Origin of the sequence: Sphingobacterium sp. MYb388, from assembly GCF_037479535.1 — a bacterium.
Taxonomy (GTDB): Bacteria; Bacteroidota; Bacteroidia; order Sphingobacteriales; family Sphingobacteriaceae; genus Sphingobacterium; species Sphingobacterium anhuiense.
Genome location: NZ_JBBGYV010000003.1, coordinates 338,276 through 361,441 on the forward strand (window position 1 = coordinate 338,276; position 23,166 = coordinate 361,441).

At 38.1% G+C, this 23,166-nt stretch carries 12 protein-coding genes and 1 tRNA gene; 10 read left to right on the plus strand and 3 right to left on the minus strand.

Annotated elements, in window-relative coordinates; translation table 11 throughout:
- The first annotated feature begins 206 nt into the window (after window positions 1-206).
- Window positions 207-1,385, plus strand: coding sequence for an acyloxyacyl hydrolase (locus tag WH188_RS11990; protein WP_132769651.1), 1,179 nt, complete (start codon window positions 207-209; stop codon window positions 1,383-1,385).
- A gap of 57 nt (window positions 1,386-1,442) precedes the next feature.
- Here WH188_RS11990 and WH188_RS11995 read toward each other — a convergent pair.
- A tRNA-Val gene (locus WH188_RS11995) sits at window positions 1,443-1,517 on the minus strand.
- 288 nt (window positions 1,518-1,805) lie between these two features.
- Between WH188_RS11995 and WH188_RS12000 the strand changes: the two genes are divergently transcribed.
- The 6 genes from WH188_RS12000 (at window position 1,806) to WH188_RS12025 (ending at window position 12,049) form a co-directional block, all read left to right on the plus strand.
- Window positions 1,806-2,462, plus strand: coding sequence for a Pr6Pr family membrane protein (locus tag WH188_RS12000; protein ID WP_132769649.1), 657 nt, complete (start codon window positions 1,806-1,808; stop codon window positions 2,460-2,462).
- A 161-nt stretch (window positions 2,463-2,623) separates the two neighbouring features.
- A complete protein-coding gene (locus WH188_RS12005) occupies window positions 2,624-3,304 on the plus strand; it encodes a response regulator transcription factor (protein ID WP_021192013.1) in 681 nt (226 codons plus the stop codon).
- Entirely contained in the window at window positions 3,294-4,667 is a 1,374-nt protein-coding gene (locus WH188_RS12010) for a HAMP domain-containing sensor histidine kinase (protein ID WP_021192012.1), read from the plus strand. The genes WH188_RS12005 and WH188_RS12010 overlap by 11 nt, the downstream gene beginning before the upstream one ends.
- Before the next feature lie 257 nt (window positions 4,668-4,924).
- On the plus strand, window positions 4,925-8,131 hold the full coding sequence (locus WH188_RS12015) for a SusC/RagA family TonB-linked outer membrane protein (protein ID WP_132769647.1): 3,207 nt from the start codon (window positions 4,925-4,927) through the stop codon (window positions 8,129-8,131).
- 12 nt (window positions 8,132-8,143) lie between these two features.
- Window positions 8,144-10,141, plus strand: coding sequence for a RagB/SusD family nutrient uptake outer membrane protein (locus WH188_RS12020; RefSeq protein WP_132769645.1), 1,998 nt, complete (start codon window positions 8,144-8,146; stop codon window positions 10,139-10,141).
- Between the two features lie 153 nt (window positions 10,142-10,294).
- Window positions 10,295-12,049, plus strand: coding sequence for a family 16 glycosylhydrolase (locus WH188_RS12025; RefSeq protein WP_339424048.1), 1,755 nt, complete (start codon window positions 10,295-10,297; stop codon window positions 12,047-12,049).
- A gap of 152 nt (window positions 12,050-12,201) precedes the next feature.
- Here WH188_RS12025 and WH188_RS12030 read toward each other — a convergent pair whose 3' ends face one another.
- Window positions 12,202-16,248, minus strand: a complete 4,047-nt coding sequence (locus tag WH188_RS12030; protein ID WP_339424049.1) for a two-component regulator propeller domain-containing protein — start codon at window positions 16,246-16,248, stop codon at window positions 12,202-12,204.
- Between the two features lie 489 nt (window positions 16,249-16,737).
- Window positions 16,738-19,467 carry a DUF5695 domain-containing protein gene (locus WH188_RS12035; RefSeq protein ID WP_132769639.1) on the minus strand — a complete coding sequence of 910 codons (2,730 nt, stop codon included), beginning with the start codon at window positions 19,465-19,467 and terminating at the stop codon, window positions 16,738-16,740.
- Between the two features lie 203 nt (window positions 19,468-19,670).
- Here WH188_RS12035 and WH188_RS12040 point away from each other — a divergent pair, with 203 nt between their 5' ends.
- The 3 genes from WH188_RS12040 (at window position 19,671) to WH188_RS12050 (ending at window position 23,151) form a co-directional block, all read left to right on the plus strand.
- Complete coding sequence (locus WH188_RS12040; protein WP_237682833.1) at window positions 19,671-20,552, plus strand: AraC family transcriptional regulator; 882 nt, start codon at window positions 19,671-19,673, stop codon at window positions 20,550-20,552.
- Window positions 20,553-20,665: 113 nt separating this feature from the next.
- Complete coding sequence (locus WH188_RS12045) at window positions 20,666-21,568, plus strand: dihydrodipicolinate synthase family protein (RefSeq protein WP_168127716.1); 903 nt, start codon at window positions 20,666-20,668, stop codon at window positions 21,566-21,568.
- Between the two features lie 95 nt (window positions 21,569-21,663).
- Window positions 21,664-23,151 (plus strand): aldehyde dehydrogenase (NADP(+)), encoded by a 1,488-nt coding sequence (locus WH188_RS12050; RefSeq protein WP_339424050.1) that lies wholly within the window; start codon window positions 21,664-21,666, stop codon window positions 23,149-23,151.
- The last annotated feature ends 15 nt before the right edge of the window (window positions 23,152-23,166 follow it).

Here is a 23,166-nt window from a genome sequence, read left to right on the forward strand (position 1 = left end):
GTTAGATTGTGAGAAGATTAGAAATTCAGCTTTAGACTTTTAGATTACTCATTCACTATATGACTATTCGGAAGGTGAGAAAGTGATTGATACACCTGTTCCCATGCAAGCGATAAGCTGAAATTTTGTGTATAGTGTTTGCAATTGGTTTAGGAGTTGCTACTTTTGCAAACAAATTAATCTTTATTTAAATTAACATCCCTTTAATGATCGTACGAATTCTGATTTTTATCACGCTCACATTTAGTTCCTTTGCCTTAACGGCGCAGGTCAGTCCCCGCATTTCCAGCTCCTTGGATTCCAGTAAATCAGTTGGCTCTGGAAAACCTCGATTGATCTTTCAGCTTGAACATGAAAGTGGCGGTGAATTGAAGATGAATGAACGTACAAAGGAAACGCTTGCAGATTCGTATTACAGTGGTATTAATTTCCGCGTTGGCTTTCAGAGTCAGTACCGTGACTCTGTCACGAGTGTGTACAATGAACTATACAATTACCCGATCTATGGTATTGGAGTGTATAGCAGTACTTTTGGACAGGAGCATCTTGGTAAACCTTTTGCAGTCTATGGCTTTGTTGCCATTCCTATTTCACCAAAAGTAGATAGCAAATGGAATTTTAATTACCGAATTGGTCTGGGACTTTCTGGGCGGTTCAATCCTTATAACGAAGAGGATAATCCTTTAAATCTGATTATTGGCAGTAAGAATAATGTTTACATCGATCTTGGGGTACAGGCAAATTACCGGTTGAGTCAAAAATTCCAACTTGGAGCAGGAATTGCTTTTCATCATTTCAGCAATGGTGCCCTGGCATTGCCCAATACAGGAATAAACTTATTACCGCTCAGTCTTTCTGTGGCATATAACCCTTCAAGCAAACCTTTTGACTTTAGAAAATCGACAGTTCCGCCAATGGAAAATAAGCAGGAACTCCACTTTAATTATGCTTTTGGATTTAAGCAGATCGATCGTGAAAATGATAAGCAATACTTTAAATCAACACTTGGCGCTTATTATAGTAAACATTTGGGTTATAAATGGCGTATCGGTGCCGGAATGGATGCTTTCTATTCAGCTAGCGGTAACGATAAACAAGTTGCAGGCGATAAAGCGGGGTCATTTTCTGCGTTATTTTCTTACGGACCGGCATTTTACATTGATCACGTTCTGAATTCAAGATTATATCTTAATGGTAATGTTGGAGCTTATTTACACCGTAATAAATTTAATGGTGAGAGTAGCCCGATCTATCTGAGAGCCGGGGTTCGGTACAAAGTTTATCGCGATATTTTTACAGGTGTTTCTATTAAAGCCCATGCCGGAAAAGCGGACTTTATCGAATGGACTATGGGGTACGGATTGCAGTTAAAAAAGAAAAAGTAGCATTATTATAAAAATACATCATAAAAAAGAGCATCTGAATTCAGATGCTCTTTTTTGTGGAGACTACTGGGTTCGAACCAGTGACCCCTACCTTGTCGAGGTAGTGCTCTAAACCAGCTGAGCTAAGCCTCCATTGTTGTTCCGGTAGGTCATAGAAACGGGTTTGCTTCCCTGTGCCTGAATGAACTGGTGCAAATAAAGCAATTTTATTTGTAAAATAAAAGTTAGTTACTTAAAAGCAGTTAGATTTTAGTATTTAGATGCTAGTAATTAGTAGTTAGATGGTAGAAGGTTAGAAAGTTAGTCGATTAGAACTTTTGTTGCCGGGTTATTTAATAGTATTTAGACGATATAAGATTACTCGGTCACTATATTAAAAGTTTTTTAATTATTTTTGAGAGAATTGACATTTGAGAAACTATGAAACAAACGGCTTTACCTCAGAATGTGAAAGGACTTAATGCGGTAGTATTAATCATAATGGCTATCTTTACCTTGGATTCTATTGAACCTTGGACCGCCTGGAATGTGGATCCGACATCTCCTGGTTATGGCTGGAACAGATTCAGTTATTTTACAATCCAGAGTAATTTTATTGCGATGGTTACTTACCTGATTGCCGCGGTGGCAATTTTTAGAAATAGGCAACTTGGTGAATGGTTCAGGTATCTTCGCGCGGGAGCAGTTCTTTATATGATGGTAACCGGGATTGTATTTGCCGTTCTGCTTCGTAACACGCAACTTGACCCAGACCATTTTAGCTGGAGCAATTTTATTCTGCATGAATTTGGTCCATTTTTTATTACTGTCTGGTGGTTGTTATGGCCTTCACGAAAACCGATTACATCCGGCAAAGCTTTTTATTTATTGATATTCCCGTTTTTGTGGGTCATCTACACGTTTATCCGAGCTTCGATAAAGGGTTGGTACCCTTATCCGTTTTTAGATCCTGCAACTGCCGGAGGTACAGCGGGGGTTATGACCTACGTATGCGGTTTAACAATATTCTTTGTCGTTCTTTGTCAACTGCTCGCATGGATTAGCCGTGCAAGGGAAAATAATAATACACTTTATTAAGTATTGAGATAATAGTGTTTAGACGATAGTAGGTAGTAACTAGATTAGAGCCGATTGCTTCGAAGAAATTGCCTATTTTTGTAAGTTGTGAGATGGTTAAAAAGTTAATGGGTTAAGAAAGTATGTCACTTGTGACTGTTTTACATTAAAATAAAAAAGAATTGGAAATACTACTTGTTGAAGATGAGCCATCTGTAATTTCGTTGATTGAAAGGGGATTGAAAGGAGAAAACCATTCGATAAGTGTCGCTATGGACGGATTTACGGGATTAAAAATGGCGGGTCTTAACCAATATGACTTGATTATTTTGGATGTGATGCTTCCGGGGATGAACGGGTTGGAGATCTGTAGAAATATCCGGAAGACGAATAAAGATGTGCCGATCTTGATATTAAGTGCATTAAATCAGACGGAAGATATTGTTGAAGCATTTAATCGTGATGCTGATGATTATCTGACCAAACCTTTTAAACTGGACGAACTTCGTGCGCGAATCAATCGGCAGTCTCGAAAGGCCAGACAGCAGACCACGACCAGTAACACCATTACTATTGATAATCTCGTCATGGATAGAGACAGTAAGAATGTGCAACGTGGAGGTAAATCCGTAATTCTGACGGCTACTGAATACCGATTACTGGAATATCTAATGGTCAATAAAAATAAGATTTTATCCCGGGTTGATATTTTGGAAGAAGTATGGGGTATGGATTTTAATATGAGTACCAATGTGGTGGATGTTTATGTCAACTACCTGCGAAAAAAAATAGATTATCCTACAGAAAAGAAACTTATCCATACTGTTATCGGTATGGGCTATATACTGAGAAATGAAAATTAGAACTAAGGTCATTGTCCTTTTTTCAGCGATCTCGATCGCCTATATTGTATCCTTCGCCCTATATGTTTCTTATTTTACGAAGGACAGTCTGCAGACCAAATTCTATCACCGGCTGGAAGAAAATGCCACTATTGTTGGTAATCATATCATACAGAATGATGCGTATAATAATAAGGTGTATTACGAAGTAACCCGAAAATATCTACGTCAGCTTTCTGAAGGTAAAGATTATCTGTTGCGGATTGTTAAAGGGCATACCGATCTCCGCTATAAACCCGATCTCCCTTTACCCGATGCCTTCTATGAAGAAGCTATTGTGAACGGAAAAGCGCAGTTTCTGCATAATAAAACCTCCTATGTAGCCCTATTTTTTGTCGATTCTTTACACAAGGAAAACCTATTGGTTATTTCTGCTGGAGTTGATGAGTATGGACATGATGAACAACAAATACTGGATCATACTTTAATTTCAGGTGGGGCATTAGCCATTATCTTGGTTGTTCTGCTGTCTTTTTATTTCGCGAATAGACTGCTTGCACCTATCAAAGCTATCAATAAGGAATTGACTCAGGTGGATATATCAAATCTGAACAAACGGGTTAAAAATAACTATTCGAATGATGATGATGAAATCGGAATATTGATTTCCAATTTCAACGCGATGATGAAACGACTGGATATTTCGGTCAAATCACAGCAGAGCTTTATCGGCAATGCATCCCACTCGTTACGTACGCCTTTAACGATTATTGGTGGGGAAGCAGAACTGGCCTTGCATCATCTGGATAAAAATCATGAAGCGTATTACTCGGTCGAGGCAATTGTTAAACATGCTTCAAAGATGAATCTCATCATCAATAATCTTTTGCTCTTGTCACGCACCGGATTTGAGGGTAAGATCGAAAGCAAACAGTGGATCCGGATCGATGAACTCTTATATGATGTGCAGAAGAGTGAAAAAAGCATGAACCCGGACTGTGAGATCTTTCTGGATTTCTCGCATATTCCTGAGGATAGCAGTGAGATGAATATCTTTGTAAATCCGGATCTCTTTTATATTGCTTTCAGTAATATTGTTTCTAATGCCTGTAAGTACGGGGATAAAAAAATGGTCACGATTTCACTGGTCTGTCATGAAAATCTTGTGGTAGTCAAAATTGCGGATCATGGTATCGGTATCCCATTACACGATCAGCCGCATATTTTTGATTCTTTTTATAGGGCCTCCAATGTGGGTGCAATCTATGGAAACGGATTAGGATTAGTACTGGCCAAGCATATTTTTGAATTGCATCATGCCATACTTTCGGTTTCCTCGATTGAAAATAAGGGGACATCTGTTAGCGTCTATATCCCTAAGTAATTTTTCTATTTTTGTGCCCTTAAGAGGAATTTATTTTAAAAATTTTGTTTTCATGTTGGTTTCATCAGCATGAAAATAGATAGGGAAAAGTAATTTTCCTTCATTATCTGTTGTTTTTCAATTTATTGGTTTTAAGGAACTTAAGACATGTATTTTTGTTTAAACTAATTACACCCTCAAAAATTACGAATTAGCCCCTCTCTTTAATTAGCTCTGTTTCCTAATATTGGATTGTTTAAAACGAACCAATTATAATTATGAAAGGAAATGTACTTTTTTGGAAAGGAAAAGGGTTTTTTATCTTTTTTTTTCTTTTGTTAGGCTTTAATTATGCCTCCGGACAAATCACCAAGATCCAGGGTATAGTTACTAATGCAGCGGGTATTTTACCCGGAGTGACGGTTTCTGCCGAAGGATCTTCATTAAAAACACAAACGGATGCTAATGGTCAATACAGTTTAAATACAACGGGTGCCAATGCTGTTATATTTACCTTTATTGGTTATGAAAAACAACGTGTTGTTCTTCAGGATATCACCGATTCAAAGAATGGTATTTATACTTTAAATGTGACATTAAAGGAGTCTGAGGGAGACCTTTTGGATGAAGTTGTTGTTGTTGGATTTGGAACACAGAAAAAAACAAATCTAACAGGGTCGGTTGCTGTTGTTGATGCGAAGCAATTGGAAAATAGACCAGTGAGAAATGCGATTCAAGCTTTGCAAGGTCTTGCTCCTGGATTAAATATTTCGCAAAATGGTGGAAGTCTGGAATCTAATCCAGCGATAAATATTCGTGGTGTAGGGACGATAGGAACTTCTTCTTCTTCACCTTTAGTTTTGATCGATGGATCAGAAGGCTCATTAGCAGCTCTCAACCCTCAGGATATCGAAAGTGTATCTGTACTTAAAGATGCTGGAGCTGCTTCTATCTATGGTTCTAGAGCCGCATTTGGTGTTATCCTAGTTACAACAAAATCGGGAAAAGTTGGAAAGACTTCTGTTAATTATAACAATAGTCTGAGAATGAATAAACCGACATTAATGCCTAAGATGATGGATTCTTATACGTTTGCCCAATATTTCAATCAGGCGGAAGTAAATGGAAATGGTACGCCTCATTTTTCTGAGGAATACCTGAAGCGCATTTTAGATTATCAAAACGGATCAAATAAAAATTCAATTATTGTATCTCCGGACAATTCGCAATATTGGGCAGATGGGTATGCATACGGTAATGATAATGTAGATTGGTTTAAAGCGATGTATCGGGATCAAGCCTTTTCACATGAGCATAACTTAAGCCTGAATGGAGGATCGGATAAAACTACGTATTATCTGTCAGGAAATTTTATGAAACAGCAGGGTTTGATGGCCTTCAATACAGATCATTATGATCGGTATGCGATTTCGGCAAAAATAAACTCAAAAGTATCCGACATTTTTCAAATTGGCTATAATGCGCGATTGGTAAGAGAGGATTATGAACGACCTGCCGCACTGACCAATAGTTTTTATGATGATTTAGGTCGTCAAGGATGGCCCACGCTCCCGTTATACGACCCGAATGGATTTCTCTATAGTTCGCCTTCCCCTGCTTTGGTTATGAAAGAGGGCGGGGTCGATAATTCAACCAAAGATTACATTTATCAGCAATTGCAATTAACATTGGAGCCTTTAAAAGGTTGGAAAACGATTGCTAATCTCAATTATCGTACGACAACACAATTTCGTCATTGGGATTCTCAAAAACTGTATAATCATGATGTAAATGGTAATCCTTATTTATATAAAAATACGTCGAATGTCTACGAATTTGGATTGAAGGAGAATTACTACAATATTAATATTTACTCAGAGTATGATAAGCGCATGGGCGATCATCATTTTAAAGGGATGGTCGGATTTCAAGCGGAACAAACTGCTTTCCGTAATTTAGGCGTGCAAAGGGATGGAATTATCCTACCGGATCAACCGGTTATTAATATTGCTTCAGGAACAGATATCAGTGGCAATCCTGTAGTACCATCGGTTTCTGGGGAATACCAAAAATGGGCTTCGGCAGGTTTTTTTGGTCGATTAAATTATGATTTTAGGGATAAATATCTTTTCGAAGCAAATTTGCGCTATGATGGATCTTCTCGATTCAGAAGTGATAGTAGATGGGGATGGTTTCCTTCTGTTTCTGCTGGTTGGAATGTGGCAAAAGAGACCTTTTTTGAAGAGGCGTTACCCTATATCAATATGTTTAAGTTCAGAGCTTCGTATGGAGAATTGGGTAATCAGAATACAGAAATATGGTATCCAACTTATGTGGTGCAACCTACGGGAACAAACAATGGCGGTTGGTTAATCAATAATGCACGTCCTAACACAGCTTCGGCTCCGGGATTAGTCAGTGCGCTATTGACATGGGAGTCTATTAACACCACCAATATTGGTGTTGACTTTGCCGCACTAAATAACAAACTTTCAGGTTCATTTGAAGTATTTGATCGTAGAACCTACGATATGGTAGGCCCAGCTCCGCAGTTACCTGTTACATTGGGTACTCAAGTACCAGAGACCAATAATACGGACTTGAAAACACAGGGTTTTGAAGCAACTATTGGTTGGAATGATCGGACAAAAGGCGGATTAAGTTATGGTGCTAAGTTTTTGATTTCGGATAACGTAACAACAATAACACGATATCCAAATGAGATTGGTGTATTAAATAAATACCGTACAAACCAAAGATGGGGTGATATCTGGGGTTTGCAGACGCTGGGGATAGCAAAATCACAAGAGGAAATGGATCGTCATTTGGCATCGCTTCCCAATGGAGGTCAGAGCGCTATCGGTACACAATGGGCCGCAGGTGATGTGATGTACAAAGATATAAATGGTGATGGTAAAATTGATAAAGGAGCTAGTACGGAAGGAAATTCAGGGGATTTGAGCGTCATCGGAAATAACACACCAAGGTATACTTTTGGTTTAAATCTAAATGCGGAGTATAAGAATTTTGATTTCAGTATTTTCTTTCAAGGTGTCATGAAACGTGATGTATGGCAAGGAGGCTATTATTTCTGGGGAGCGACAAATAGTAAATGGTGGTCTACAGGTTTGGTGGATCATTTAGATTATTTCCGTACAGCAGATAATGTACTTGGTGAAAACTTGGATGGATACTATGCTCGTCCGACTTTTGGTACCTCTAAAAATCAAGAAATACAAAGTCGCTACCTACAAAATGCTTCCTATATCCGAATAAAAAATGTGCAATTGGGATATACGATTCCTAAAGCGACGACCAATCGTATTGGTGTCGAACGTTTACGTGTGTATATCGCAGGAGAAAACGTCTGGACGGGATCGAAGGTGGCGGGGATGTTCGATCCTGAAACCATTGACGGAGGCAGTAACGGTACTGTGTATCCTTTAACAAAAGTATGGTCAGCGGGCTTAAGTGTAACCTTTTAAAAATAATTCATCATGAAATTCAAGCATAAAATTTTTAATATATTTCAATTGGGATTGATAACTGCGGTCGGTCTTTCTTCTTGTAATAAATATTTGGATATTAATCCACCTTCCCAAATCATCCCAGAAGTTTACCTGACGGAAGAATCGCAATTAGCGGCTTATACCATTGCACGTTATACGGAGGTGTTTCCTTCGCACGGGACGTGGTCATTTGGAACATTTGGAATTGATGGTAATACGGACAACATGGCCATGCCAAATTTAGATAACCGCTTTATTCCAGGTCAATGGCGTGTTGGAGCTGAAGGCGGTGACTGGAACTTTTCAAATATTTACCAGATGAATTATTTTATCAACACCGTGGTGCCAAAATGGAAGGAAAAGAAATTACTGGGTAATGCATCTAATGTGGAGCATTATATAGGAGAGGCCTATTTTTTGAGAGCTTATGTTTATTTTACAAAACTGCAGGCATTGGGTGATTTTCCGATCATTAAAAATGTCATGTCCGATAAGGATAAAAATATATTAATAGAAGCGAGTAAACGAGCGCCTCGAAATGAAGTAGCACGTTTTATTCTGTCTGATCTGGATTCGGCAATAACTTTATTGAAGACAAATTCTCCCGATGGAAAGAAACAGAGGATATCACAACATGTTGCACAGCTTTTAAAATCGCGCGTTGGTTTATATGAAGGTACCTGGTTGAAATATTTTAAAGGAACTGCTTTTGTACCTAAGGGTGCGGGTTGGCCAGGGGAATCGAAAGATTATTTGAAAAGTTATACGTTTCCTTCTGGAAGTATTGATGGGGAAATTGACTTTTTCTTGTCAGCATCCATGACTGCTGCCGCCGCGGTTGCAGATGCGGTTGCTCTGGTCAATAATACGGGGATCATCGAATCGGCCAATAATGAAAATCCTTATTTCAGCATGTTTGGAGCGGTTGATATGTCCAACTATAGTGAAGTGTTGTTATGGCGCCAGTATAATCAAAGTCTGGTTACCCATAATGTTCCTGTGTATCAACAGCGAAGTAATTATGCGGTTGGCTTAACGCGTAGTATGGTCGAGAGTTTCTTAATGAAAAATGGACTTCCGGTATATGCTTCCGGCAGCGGATATCATGGGGATGATTACATTGCAAATGTGCGCAAAGACCGTGATGGTCGATTGCAGTTGTTTTTGAAAGAACCGGGACAGAAAAACGTGCTGATCAATGTTGGCGCAGGTACACACTATACTTTGGTGGAACCGTATCCCAGTATATGGGAAACAGATTGGGAACGTCGTTATACAACAGGATACACCATCCGTAAAGGTATCTCCTATGATGGTCTACAGACAAATAATAATGGCGGATATACCGGAAGTATTACGTTTAGAGCTTCGGAAGCTTATTTAAATTATATTGAGGCTTCTTATGAAAAAAATGGTAATCTGGATGGAAAAGCGGAGGCTTATTGGCGAGCAATCAGAACGCGGGCAAAGGTGGATCCTGATTTTAATGCAACTATTGCGGCAACAAATATGAGTTTGGAAAAGAAAGACTGGGGCGTTTATTCTGCTGGAAATTTTGTTTCACCGACCTTATATAATATCCGCAGGGAGCGAAGAAACGAACTGATGGCCGAGGGTTTGCGATTGATGGATCTAAAACGCTGGAGAGCAATGGATCAGTTAATTACGACTCCCGATCATTATGAAGGGTTTAAACTCTGGGGGCCAATGAAGGAATGGTATACGGCGGCGCAGTTGAAATATGGTGCTTCGAGTGATCAATCTGTTGTCTCCGATCCGGCTTTAAGTATTTATCTGCGTCCTTTGGAAGTCCGCAGTAATGCGTTGTCATATGCTGGAATTAAATTTGCAATGGCGCATTACCTATCTCCTGTAGCCATAGAGCATTTTCAACTTACTTCGGTAGACGGAAGTATTGAAAATGCTGTCATTTACCAGAATCCGGGATGGCCTTTGGTTGCCGGAAATGGGGCAACAGGCTATTGATAGGTTAACCTACTTGTCGACATCAATTAAAGAATTGTTTTTTTTGCCTAGTATCCCCCTCCATGATAATATGAGATGGGGGATCTTTTATGCAAAGCGCGATCTAAGGAGAAAGAGACTTAAAAGGATTTTAATAAATAACGTATTTTATTCATGAAAAAACTATACTACTTGATTTTTCTATTGCATCTTGCTATACAGGTAAGTGCACAACATGTTTCTAAGGAAGGATATACATTGGTCTGGTCTGATGATTTTGATCAAAAGGGTTCTGTAAATGATCAAAATTGGAGATTTGAGGAGGGGTTCATGCGTAACCAGGAAGACCAATGGTATCAGAAAGAAAATGTATCCTGTAAAGACGGTATATTGACTATTGAAGCTAGACGAGAGATTAAACCTAATCCTACTTATAAACCGGACACTCCACATTGGGCGCTTTCGCGATCAGATATCCGCTATACGTCTGCATCGATTAATACATCTGACAAGCATAGCTGGAAGTACGGCATCTTTGAAATGCGGGCCCGTATTCCGGTGGGTAACGGATTGTGGCCTGCATTTTGGACGCTAGGAATCGAAAAAGAATGGCCTTCGAACGGGGAAATAGATATTATGGAATACTATAAGGGTAATATCTTAGCAAATATTGCTTCTGGGACGGATAAAAGATGGCAGGCGAACTGGCATAGTCAGAAAAAAGCGGTTTCAAATTTAGGGGGAATAGAATGGGCCAAACAATTTCATGTTTGGAGCATGCACTGGGATGAACATGAGATTGCTTTGTATGTGGATGATATACTGATGAATAAAGTGAAGCTGGATAAATTGACAAACCGTGATGGTACAGGATTTAATCCTTTTAAACAGCCACATTATATCTTACTTAATTTAGCTTTAGGCGGTATCAACGGAGGAGAAGTTGATGAAAATCTGTTGCCGGCCAAATATGAGATTGATTATGTCAGGGTATATCAAAAGAGTGATAAACAGCAAAAAAAAGTAAAATTTGTACCTGGCGAGCTTTGGCAGGATAATAAAGGCAATCACATAAATGCACATGGTGGTGGAATTGTTCATCATAGTGGCACTTATTATTGGTATGGTGAGAAAAGAGGGGGAACTGAATCACAGGGTGTCAATGTTTATTCTTCTAAGGATCTCTATAACTGGACTTTTGAGAAATTGGCCTTTTCTCCGTCAGATGATAAGGAGAGTGATATTGCTTGGGGTTGTATCATAGAGCGACCAAAGGTCATATACAATAAAAGGACTAAGAAATTTGTGATGTGGTTTCATCTCGAGTTGAAAGGTCAAGGTTATGCCGCGGCGCGGGCTGCGGTTGCAATTAGTGATTCTCCCACAGGTCCTTTTAAGCTGGTAGACAGCTTTAGACCTAATGGTCATATGTCGAGGGATATGGGACTTTTTGTGGATGATGATGATGTTGCATATCACATCTATTCTTCAGATGAGAATTACGAATTGAGATTATCAAAGTTGACTCTTGATTATTTGGCTCCTACAGCATCGGATAAATTATTGTTTAGAAATCATCGCGAAGCTCCTGCATTGTTTAAATACAATAAAAAATATTATTTGTTTACAAGCGGTTGTACAGGTTGGGCACCCAATAAGGCGGAATTGCATGTTGCAGATGATCTTTTTGGACCCTGGACTTCTTTAGGAGATCCGATGCGTGGCCCCGACGCGCAAATTACCTTTGACGCGCAATCTACTTTTGTTTTACCTGTTGCGGGAAAGAAGGACGCCTTTATTTTTATGGCGGACCGTTGGAAGCCTAAAAATTTGTTGGATAGTCGCTACATCTGGCTCCCGATTGACCTTAAGAATGGTACGGTAACCGTCTCATGGAAAGATCAATGGAAGCTTGATGTATTTAAATGAAATTTGGACATTCGTTAATCTCATTGCTTTAAGGTTTTTAACATTGGTATAAATCAATCTACCTTTAAGGTGCATCAAAAATCTGTTTTAAATGTGCTATAAACAATTTGAAACAGATTTTTCTACCTTAATGGGTACTGTAATTTAATCGTCTAATCGGGCATTCGATATCTGTTTTGAAATGCTTTTCGATATTTTTTTACATAATCTGAAGGATTTGATCCAAATAGCTTTTTGAACTGTTCACGAAAATATTTGATGTCGTAAAATCCAGCCATATCAGCAGCTTCATTAATTTTTGCGTCCGTATTGATTAATATTTCTGCAGCTTTTTTGAGCCTGACCGATCGGATAAATTCATTTATTGTTTGTCCGGATATGGCTTTTATCTTTTTATATAAATTGGAATGGCTCATACCAATTTTTGCAGATAGGGAGGTGACGTTCAAATCTTCTAATAAATTCTCCTCGATGATGCGAATACACTTTTCAATGAAATCTTTGTCTTTGTCGGTTATTTTTAATGTGTTGGACTGAAGGGTAATTGCATTGAAGAAAAACTCTTGTAGATGCTGACGATTTTTGACTAGCGTATTGACTCTGGCACGCAATACAGCCGCATCAAATGGTTTGCTCATATAATCATCTGCACCAAACCGGATCCCCTCTAGCTTAGTGCTTGAAGAAGCACTATTGGTGAGTAAGATAACTTGAATATGACTGGATAATGGATTGGATTTTATGGCTTGACAGAGCTCTATACCGTTCATACCATCCATCATTACATCGCTGATAACAACCTCGGGTTGCTTACTTTTAATGGTAGATAATGCATCGATGCCGTTTGCTTCATGATAGACCATATAATCATTTTCAAAAAGCTTAACCAAATAATCTCGTAGTTGATCATCATCATCAACGACTAATAAACCTACTTTTGGACTAACAGAATGAAGCTTATTAGACGAGTTTGTTGTTTCTGTTGGTGAAGAGATCCATGTTTCCATTAACGTTGAGGTATAATTACTATTTGGATTGGATGAATGGTCCCGTTGATAGTTTTCGTTTAGTAAGGGAAGCTTGAGCTCGAAAACAGTTCCTTGGTCCTGCGAGCTTTGATAGGAAATATGTCCTTTGTGCATCGCTATAAAAGTTCGGGTCAAATACATGCCAATTCCAAATCCGGTCTGTTTTTTTGTTCCATTGCGGTTGTCCGAATAAAATTTTTCAAAAATCTTATCGCCGATATGATCCGGAATTCCAATGCCGGAGTCTTTGATCAATATTTGTATATATTTTGGATGGCAGTTTATAGTAAAAGTAATTTGACCGTGTTCTGGAGTAAACTTAAAGGCATTGGAGATTAAATTACAAAGTACAATCTCTATTTTTTCTTTATCTGCTTGGATGATAATGTCATCATGATCTGCAGAAAATTGATAATCAATATGCTGTAATTTTGCTTGTGCAGAGAAATAGAAATAGATCTCTTCTGCAAAGTGGTGTAAGTTAAATTGGCTAATGTGAAGTTTCTCACCCTGTTCCTCCGCTTTTCTAAAAATCAATAATTGATCGACAAGACTTAAAAGGCGTTTGGCATTACGGTGTACCACTTGTAATGTGGTTGAATTCCGGTTATTTTCATCGCTTTGCAACAGGTCTGTTATAGGATTAATAATTAAAGTAAGTGGAGTTCTGAATTCATGTGATATGTTCGTGAAAAAGGCTTGCCTTTTTTCATAAATTTCACGTTCCTTGATGACATGCAATTGCGAAACTTCAACCTGGTATTGGAGTGCCGTTTGTTTGTTTCGATAGCGATTGTAGTAATAAAAGGCACATGCTATCCCTGATAAATAAATCAGGTAAGACCACCAGGTACGGTACCAGGGTGGTAATATACGGATCGTTAGCGGTACAATATTTTTTGTCCACTTGCCTTCAGTATCTGTTGAATTGATCAGTAATGTATACTTTCCTTCGTATAGATTATTATAATTAATGGAACGGGAGACTCCTGCATCATTCCAATTTTTATCCCAACCTTCGAGCATATACCTGTACTTGATCTTGTTGGGGGAGGCGAACTCTAGGGCAACATAGTCAATGGATATTGATGATCCATAGGGTAAGGTTATTTGGGAAATTTGATGTTTATCATTGAGTTGAACCTGATGAGTGGAGTCATTCAGTTTAATATTATTAATTTTGATGGTAGTCAATGCCAGTGATGGTATATGTTTTCTGGCTTGGATCTTGTCTGGATCGAATAAGTCAAATCCATTGATACCGCCAAAGATGAGTTGTCCGTCACTTAGTTTATGAGCGGCACTATACGAAAATTCATTATTCAGCAGACCATCTGTTTGATCGTAATTTGTGAATGATTTTGTAGTTGTATTAAATCTAGACAGACCATTAAAAGTACTCAACCATAAATTTCCTTTCCGATCTTCTAAGATATTTAAAACAGAATTGTTCGAGAGTCCATTGCTCTGGGAATAATTAACTTTTATTTTTTTGCTGTTTGGATCAAATTCAATTAGTCCACGACCCTCGGTTCCGATCCACATACGACCTTTGCTGTCGATATAGATTGAACGGACGGGTTTTCCAATGTGATAAGTTTCAAAAGCTTGCGATTGTTTATTAATCTTTATTAATGTGTTATAATTTCCAGCCCAAAGACTTCCTGATTTATCTTCGGTTAAGCAGTTCAGATCGATTAAGGAATCATTGAATTGCTCGAATCGATCTGTGATCGGGTTATATTTGTAGAGGTATCCATTTGAAAAAGTAGTTGCCCAAATATTTCCTGCAGCATCTTCTAATAGAATCTGTACGCTACTATTGATCAGTCCATTATCGGCAATACACGTGTAGGTTTTAGACTTACCATGTTGCTCATATAGGACAATCCCATTGTCGGTTGCAGACCAGATGTTACCGTTACGATCTGCTAAAATATTATTAATAACATTGTCCGTTAAGTTCTGATCCCCTTTTTTTATAGATCGAAATAGGTTTGTGGAACGGTTCCATATATACAATCCATTTCCTTCTGTGCCTATCCAAAGTGTGGATGGATCAACTTGAGCAAAGGAGCGTACAAATTTTGGATAGTTAGTATTGTTTTGTAATGATTTATCCTGCTGTGATTGGAAATTCAGTTGCTGATCATCAATCAAATGGATACCTCCCTTAGCAGTTCCAATCCATTTTTTGTTGTCTTTTCCTACATAGGTTGTATAGATCGCATTGCTCGTTAAAGCATTGGGAGCTAAGGAAGACTGATTCAGGTAGCGCACATTATCGTTTTTTAAATCGATGATGGATATGCCATTGTCTTGCGTAGAAACCCATAGCTGATCGTCATTGACTAGGGTTAGTTGATTGACCTGATCCGAACTTAAATTTTTTTGAAATACTTTTGATATTTTTCGAGATGCGTTATGAAAAATGTATACACCGTGATAGTTTGCAATAAAAATATCACCAGTTTGATTACTGGTCATACTTGTTGCTTCTAGAATATCATGATTGATAAGTTGTAATTCTTGATTTTGAATATCGAATCGATATAAACCTCTGTCACTAATAAATACCCAGATTTGATTTTTTTTATCAATATGAATAACAGGAACTGAGTAATCCACTACTGATCTTTCTTTGTCAAATTTTAATGGAATACGGATGGCATTATCCCGGTTATTTTCTTTGAGTAATAGTCCTAATCCGTTTGTCCCAATATAAACATTGTTTTTTTTGTCGACTTGAATCGTCTTTGTGTCGACATTCATGATATATTTTTTTTCAGGATTGTCAAAGTCTAAGAAAGACAGAAGGGAAAAGGTATCAAAATTTCGGTCATAAATAGCAACGCCTTGTCCTGTTCCGATCCATAATTTTTTTAATTGATCTTCTACAATGCAATAAATATAATTGTGGGGAAGACTATTGGTCTGATTCAGCTGATTGCGATATGCTTTGATTTCGTAACCATCGTAACGGTTTAATCCATCAAATGTGCCAAACCACATGTAGCCTTGGCTATCTTGAAAGATTGATTTAACCGAACTGTTCGATATTTGTTGATTGATGTTCGAATTCGTAATTTGGCTTACTGCACTCCACGGTCGTGTATAATACAATAGAATCAGTATTGAAATTATTAGTTGATGAAATTTATGACTGTTCATTGTTGTGATTTTTCCATTCAACAGCATTTACCTTGTTTAAAAATGGCTTTTTATTTACCAAAAAAAATGCTGCTATTTTCCTTATTGTCAGATTTTTAAATATCAAATATTTTTAAATATCATAAATTTATAGATAGACATTATACGCTAAACGGTACCTCGTTTGGACACATATTTTATCTTTAAAACCGGTGATTTTTTAAAGATATAGAATGTTTAATAAATAATAACTGTTTGCTTTACATTTATCAAGCTAACAGATCATTTAAAATGAAGATACAGGTGGGTAGTTTTGATCGATAAAGCAATGATATTCGGACGGAAATAGGTAGGTTTTTGTGAAACTCTTCTTCATAGGGAGAATGCTTTATTCGATGTGAAAATAATAAAGATGAGTCTGTAGAAAGACTCAGGGAAAAATTTGAAACACTAAAAAGCCCTGTTTAATATTAAACAGGGCTTTTCTGCAAGAATATAAATGACCTGATGTTACTTTGTTTTCACAAGTTTCACGGTATTCGTATTTGCGGGTATTTCGTAACGGTTGTATTTATCTTTGTTAAACCCTTCAATTTCATAGCCACTTTCCGGATTGATATTAAGCAAAATATTTGGTACTATCGCGGATTGACTTGTATTAAAGTTTAACAATACAGTTTTATCTTTTTGATTGTAGGTGAAGGTTTCAATTTCTCCGGCATCGGATGTTAACCATAAATTTTCTTTGGCTAGAAAAACACGACCTTTGGAAGCTGTTTTTATTGCTACTTCGATGTTATTTTTATCGGCTTTCAGATTACCACTAAATGCCAGCCAGCCAAATTCTGGATGTTCTATGATGTAGGTGCCTGAATTTACGGCATAGCCATAAAACCCAGTACCGTAATCGCCCGATATACCATCGTTAGCTAAGGTAGAGGGGTAAGAATGGAATGCTGCAGGACCAAAACCATCTGCAGTTACATTGGCTAATGCCCCCATCATACCTGCATGGCCTACACGAAGCAGGTAGAAATCATCAGGGTGATCTCGGTATTCTGTTAATACAGGGATAGCATTTAAAGCGGAACCATAATGATGAAGTTGACGCTCGATCCGGGATAGTTTTCCCCCATATACAAAATCCCAATAACGACGGGCACTACCATTGTATCCCCAATGTGGTACTGTAGGCATATACGCGAGAATGGCATTTAAGGTAACTTGAGTTTTATCGTCAAAACCAAAGTATCGAGACCATAAATATACTTCTTCTTGTCCTGTAGAGTCCCAAGGCATCTCACTTCCAAATGGATAATCAAGGGTTTTCCAATGTTCGGCTCTTTTACGCATCACAGCTTCCAATTTATTGGCCGCATCTGTTAATCCCTCGCGACGTAAATCATGGAGGATAAGCAGAAATATACTGCCTTCCATCTGGCCGAACTGCGCATAATAAGGTGCTTTTTCAATCATCGCCATGCTGGTTTGAAAAGCTCGATCTAGATAGATATCCCAGCTCTCTTCCTGTACGAGATTACGATAATCTCGGGCTAATCTGTACATGACCCAATGTGCAGCAGCAACATGGGGGTAATTGTAAGAACGCCCAATATTATCAGCTTCTTTTTTAGGCCATGCCGACCAAGTCTTCCAATTAATATCTGTTTGGTAAGTGCCTGCTGGCATTGAATCAGGTTCGTAATAAAATAAACTTTTGACGACACCATATTTTTGATCACCGTCCTTATGTTGGATTCGACCATACATGGTTTCATTGACAAAGCGTTTTAACTTTGCGATCTCTGTGGTATTAGGCTGTAAGACCTGTTTCATGATTGCGGCTAGCCAACTAGCTGCTCCGGCTTCATCACTTAAGCCGGCATACCAAGCGCGCTGTTCTTGGGTGACTAATTTCTTATCTTCATAATCGTAGCTGATAACAGATGGAGATCTTCCAAAAAGGTCTTTATCATTTTCATACCACTGTGTGGTCGTTAAGAAATTTCCAAGATCATTCACCACATCTTTTTCTGACTTAATCACTTTATATTGGATGGTTTGTTCGATACCATCCTGGTAGGTAATAGTCAATCGTGCACGACCCCATTGTTGACCTTTGACCTCATATTGATGCCATTTTTGTGGTGTATCTTTTTGCTTAATAATACTTAAAGAACCCTCTGGATAGACAGAAATGTTTTTAATGGCCTTGTTATGTTTGATAAACAACTTGACAGGATTATCTAATGGAACGACATATCCAGGAGCTCCAATTGCCACGGGTCTATTATTTTTTAGGAGCGTATTTTCAATTTCTTTAATACTTGGTGCCAGGACAAACTTGAGTGCAAATGTTTTAGACTCATTTGGTTTTAATAGGGTCGAAGTTGGTGTATTCCATTGTTCTACTCCTTTCCATTCTGTTTCAGCTAGTGCTTTGCTATGGATCATCCATTCATGGAAACCTTCGAAAGTAATACTTTTTGGTGTAGGATCAGTGTTTAAGGGGTTGTATGCCTCAAATCCTGCATTGGCATATGGTAGAACCAATAGGCTAGGGCCATTTCCATGTAAATGGTTCACTTGCATATAACCTGCATCTTTTCCAATGTAGGGGTCGAAAAACACATTTTGTGCATGCGCCTGATTCAGATTTTTCCAATCCATATTGTTATTGAAGGGTAGCGGTATGCCCAAAGCTCCGATTTCAATAGCTTGATCGGTAGGATTAGTGATTTGAAACTTTAAGATCAGATCGCCGTTTACATTTTCCCAGCTTCGCACAATTTTTAATGGAATGTCTCCTAATGTTGAGGTAATGTCAGCAGCAGCTAGAATTGTTTTTGAAGGCGTTATTTCGATTACTTTCTTGCGGTCTTTGGCCGAAGAATAACTTGACCACTGTGTCTCTCCTTGTCGTTTAAGACTGATGTTGATATCGCCGATATGGAAAAAGTTATTACGGTCACGTTTATGGAGCATTTCAATAGGCGTATAATCAAAAGCAAGATCGCCATTGGTCTGTTGAAAAGCCGATAAAGTTTGTGACGTATTAAGCACTTTAATTTTCAACTGATTTAGATTAAAACTTTTGGCTCCTTGGTCTATGCCTAAAGTAGCAGGTTGACTTTTTGTTGCCTTCCATACGGGATGTTCATCCTGTTGACTTAATGCTGGAAGGCTATATTGGATGTAAAATATTGTAAATAGGAGATAACAACTTTTCTTTAAATTCATTTTGCAAAGTTTAGAGATTAATTAATCTTTAATAGGATATAAGGTGAACTGTTACAAATTTGACTTATTAAGTTCTTTTTTTATTACCAGATTTTAACAATGTGTAACATGTTATTGATATAAAGCAACAAAATATTTGTTTTGTAAACAACTAAGTTATAAATTTAATGTATAAATGACATTTATTATAAACCAATCTATTTATGAAACCAATTCAATTTATGAAACCCGTTCAATATCGGGTTCCCGTTCCAAAAGATAGAACCGTTTTTATTCAAGAAGATTTTTTGGATAAGTTTTATCCTCATATGCATTGTCATGAGGAATATCAGTTAATCTGGATCAAAGAGGGAGCTGGACAATTATTAGTAGATGATAATGTACATTATTTTGAAAAGAATGATATTTTTCTTTTAGGATCTAACCAAGCTCACGTTTTTAAAAATGATTTAATGTACGGTTGTGTTCAGTCCATTTCTATTTTCTTTAGTTTAAAAGGTGCTTTGTCAAAGATTTTGAATGTTCCAGAATTAAGTATGCTACTTGATTTTATTGACAAAAACGGTCGTGGTTTTAAAGTTCCTGAATTATACTTACCACAAGTGAGCCGGAGAATAGAAGCACTTAAGAATTCGGATAGTTTGGGACAGCTTGTAAGTTTTTTTTATTTGTTGAAGTCTTTGAATAAACTGTCATTTAAGCTTAAACCCCTTTCTGGAATGATATCTCATGGCTTTGGGGAAGTTGGATCTTTTAGGATTACCACCTTATGTAATTTTCTTGAAAATAATTATAAGGAGAATATTGGTTTAAATGAGATGGCGGAAAAGGCTAATCTTACACCACAGGCCTTTTGTCGCTATTTTAAGAAAAGCACTGGTAAAACTTTTGTTTCGTATTTGAATGAATTACGAGTGAGAGAAGCTTGTCGGTTATTGGGAGGAAAGGACTATGACTGCATTTCGATTGTTGCTTATGATTCGGGATTTAATAGTATTACAAATTTTAATCGCGTTTTTAGAAGTATTCTAGGAATCTCACCCAAGATGTATGTTGCTAATTATAAAAATTTACTTTACGAATAGATTGTAAATGTCAATATCCAATAAGTAATTATTAAAAGGCGGTTAGTTTACTTCTATTATAGTTGGTTTCTTTGATAAAAGAAAATATTAAACTAATAAAGTAAAAACCAACTATGGCTGAATTAAATTGGAAGGGTGTATACCCAGCAGTATTGACCCCCTTTAAAGAGAATGGTGAAATTGACTTTGATATGTTTGCTAAGAATACCGAAGCACAGATTAAAGCAGGGGTGCATGGTATTATCATTGCAGGATCATTGGGTGATGCAGCAGTTCTGGATACGGATGAAAAATTTGAATTATTGACTTACGCAATTCAGGTTATCGCCGGCCGGGTACCGATTATATTAAACATTGCAGAAAATACAACTAAACATGCTGTTAATTTTGCTGTTAAAGCAAAAGAATTAGGCGCAGATGGTTTAATGTTATTGCCTCCGATGCGCTATAGGGCTGATGACCGTGAAGTGGTCGCATATTTTAAAGCAGTAGCGAATGCAACAGATTTGCCAATATTAATTTATAATAACCCGGTTGATTATTCGGTGTTTGTATCAACTGCTATGTTTGATGAATTGAAAGATTGTCCAACGATCGTTGCGGTAAAAGAATCCACCCGAGATTTGACAAATATAACCCGGATGAAAAATAAATTTGGTGAACGCTTTAAGGTATTAGGTGGTGTAGATACAATCTCTTTGGAATCAATAGTAGTGGGTGCTGATGGATGGGTTTTTGGTTTAGTTGATGCTTTTCCGAATGAAACTGTTGCGATGTATAATTATGCTGTAAATGGTGAATACGATAAGGCATTAGAAATCTATCGTTGGTTTATGCCTCTATTGGAGCTGGATATCCACCCTAAGCTTATTCAATATATTAAGCTTGCCGCAACAGCCGAAGGAATAAGTACGCCACATCTTCGTGCACCTAGACTTCCGTTGGTGGGTGAAGAAGCGGAAAGAATTAATAAAGTTATTGCTGATGGTATTGCTAATCGCCCTCAGTTAAATTAGGATCTGCAGGTTAAATAGCATTAAGGTACTGTGGGCGATTGGTGAATACTATTCGCCTACGGTGCGTTTTTTATATATAAAAATTGAAATAAATAATGAATCAATCACAAGTTTATTTGGATGAGCGTATTCGCATAGCGGCAGAAGCATTTCAATTTTTGAAATCTACGACGATTGCGCAGCGTGCCGCATTTATGCATGCTGTTGCAACTGAAATTGAAGGGTTAGGCCCGGAACTTTTGGAGACTGCTCATGCAGAAACAGCATTGCCTTTGCCTCGTCTTACAGGCGAAAAGGCACGAACAGTAGGGCAATGGCGCAGTTATGCCAATGCGGTGGCAATGGGTATTTATACAGAAGCCCGCATCGATTTAGCAAATACTGAAACAGGTAAAAGTGATATCCGGAAATTCAATTTGGGCATAGGACCAGTTGTTGTATTCGGGGCCAGTAATTTTCCATTTGCTTTTTCTACGGCAGGAGGTGATACGGCGAGTGCTATTGGCGCAGGCTGTCCAGTGATTGTGAAAGGCCATTCGGGACATTCTCAAACATCGACCATTATGGCCGATGCGATAGCGACTGTTATTAAAGAATTTGGGTGGCCGGAAGGAGTGTTTAGCCATATTCTTGGTGCCCATATTGAAGGTACAGATACCAAGATAGGTGCCTATCTGACGGCTCATCCTCTTGTGAAAGCGGTTGGCTTTACGGGGTCGTATTGGGGTGGGAAAGCCCTATTTGATATCGCTAACCAAAGGGAAGAACCGATACCGGTATTTGCCGAGATGGGAAGTATCAATCCGGTATTTGCCTTTACCCATCTCCTAACGGATAGAGCGGAAGATCTCGCGAAAGAATATGCCGCTTCGCTGACTTTGGGTGTGGGCCAGTTCTGTACCAATCCTGGGGTATTTATAGCTGTAAAAGGTGATGCTCTAGAACGGTTTAAAAAAGCGTTGGCATCGGCAATAGCTACTATTGCTCCGGGCACAATGCTCAATGAGGGTATTTATGAACATTTTGAAAAAAATAAAATAACATTAAGCAGCCAACATGCGGTAGCTGTAATCGCCGAATCGAGTGTTGAATCCACTCGAGGTCAAGGTCGTCCCAGGATCATTAGAACTTCAGCAAGCAATTTCTTAAAAAATCAGGTATTAAGTGAAGAAGTATTTGGTCCTTTTGCTGTATTGGTAGAAGCCGAAAATGATGATGAAGTACTGGCTATAGCGCAGCAGCTCAAGGGACAATTGACGATTACAATTGCAGGGACTAAGGAGGATGTGCAAGAACATCTAGAGGTTTTTAATGTGGTGAAAGATAAAGCAGGGCGTATCTTATTTAACGGAATGCCAACTGGAGTAGAAGTGGTCTATGCGATGCAGCATGGAGGTCCTTTTCCTTCCTGTACCGACCCAAGATTTACCTCTGTAGGACCGGATGCGGTGAAGCGTTTTGTACGCCCTTTATCTTTTCAGAACTGGCCAGATGAATTCTTGCCAGAAGAGTTGAAAAATGAAAATCCATTAGGTATTGCGCGGATCGTAGATGGTGCTGTGGTTACAACAACAAGTATTTAGGACATTTTTGTATAG

Excerpts from the sequence above, each read along its gene's own strand:
- WH188_RS11990 (WP_132769651.1), top strand. The coding sequence starts at position 207 with ATGATCGTACGAATTCTGATTTTTATCACGCTCACATTTAGTTCCTTT.
- WH188_RS12020 (WP_132769645.1), top strand. The coding sequence starts at position 8,144 with ATGAAATTCAAGCATAAAATTTTTAATATATTTCAATTGGGATTGATA.
- WH188_RS12000 (WP_132769649.1), top strand. The coding sequence starts at position 1,806 with ATGAAACAAACGGCTTTACCTCAGAATGTGAAAGGACTTAATGCGGTA.
- WH188_RS12030 (WP_339424049.1), bottom strand. The coding sequence starts at position 16,248 with ATGAACAGTCATAAATTTCATCAACTAATAATTTCAATACTGATTCTA.
- WH188_RS12040 (WP_237682833.1), top strand. The coding sequence starts at position 19,671 with ATGAAACCAATTCAATTTATGAAACCCGTTCAATATCGGGTTCCCGTT.
- WH188_RS12025 (WP_339424048.1), top strand. The coding sequence starts at position 10,295 with ATGAAAAAACTATACTACTTGATTTTTCTATTGCATCTTGCTATACAG.
- WH188_RS12010 (WP_021192012.1), top strand. The coding sequence starts at position 3,294 with ATGAAAATTAGAACTAAGGTCATTGTCCTTTTTTCAGCGATCTCGATC.
- WH188_RS12050 (WP_339424050.1), top strand. The coding sequence starts at position 21,664 with ATGAATCAATCACAAGTTTATTTGGATGAGCGTATTCGCATAGCGGCA.
- WH188_RS12035 (WP_132769639.1), bottom strand. The coding sequence starts at position 19,467 with ATGAATTTAAAGAAAAGTTGTTATCTCCTATTTACAATATTTTACATC.
- WH188_RS12045 (WP_168127716.1), top strand. The coding sequence starts at position 20,666 with ATGGCTGAATTAAATTGGAAGGGTGTATACCCAGCAGTATTGACCCCC.
- WH188_RS12015 (WP_132769647.1), top strand. The coding sequence starts at position 4,925 with ATGAAAGGAAATGTACTTTTTTGGAAAGGAAAAGGGTTTTTTATCTTT.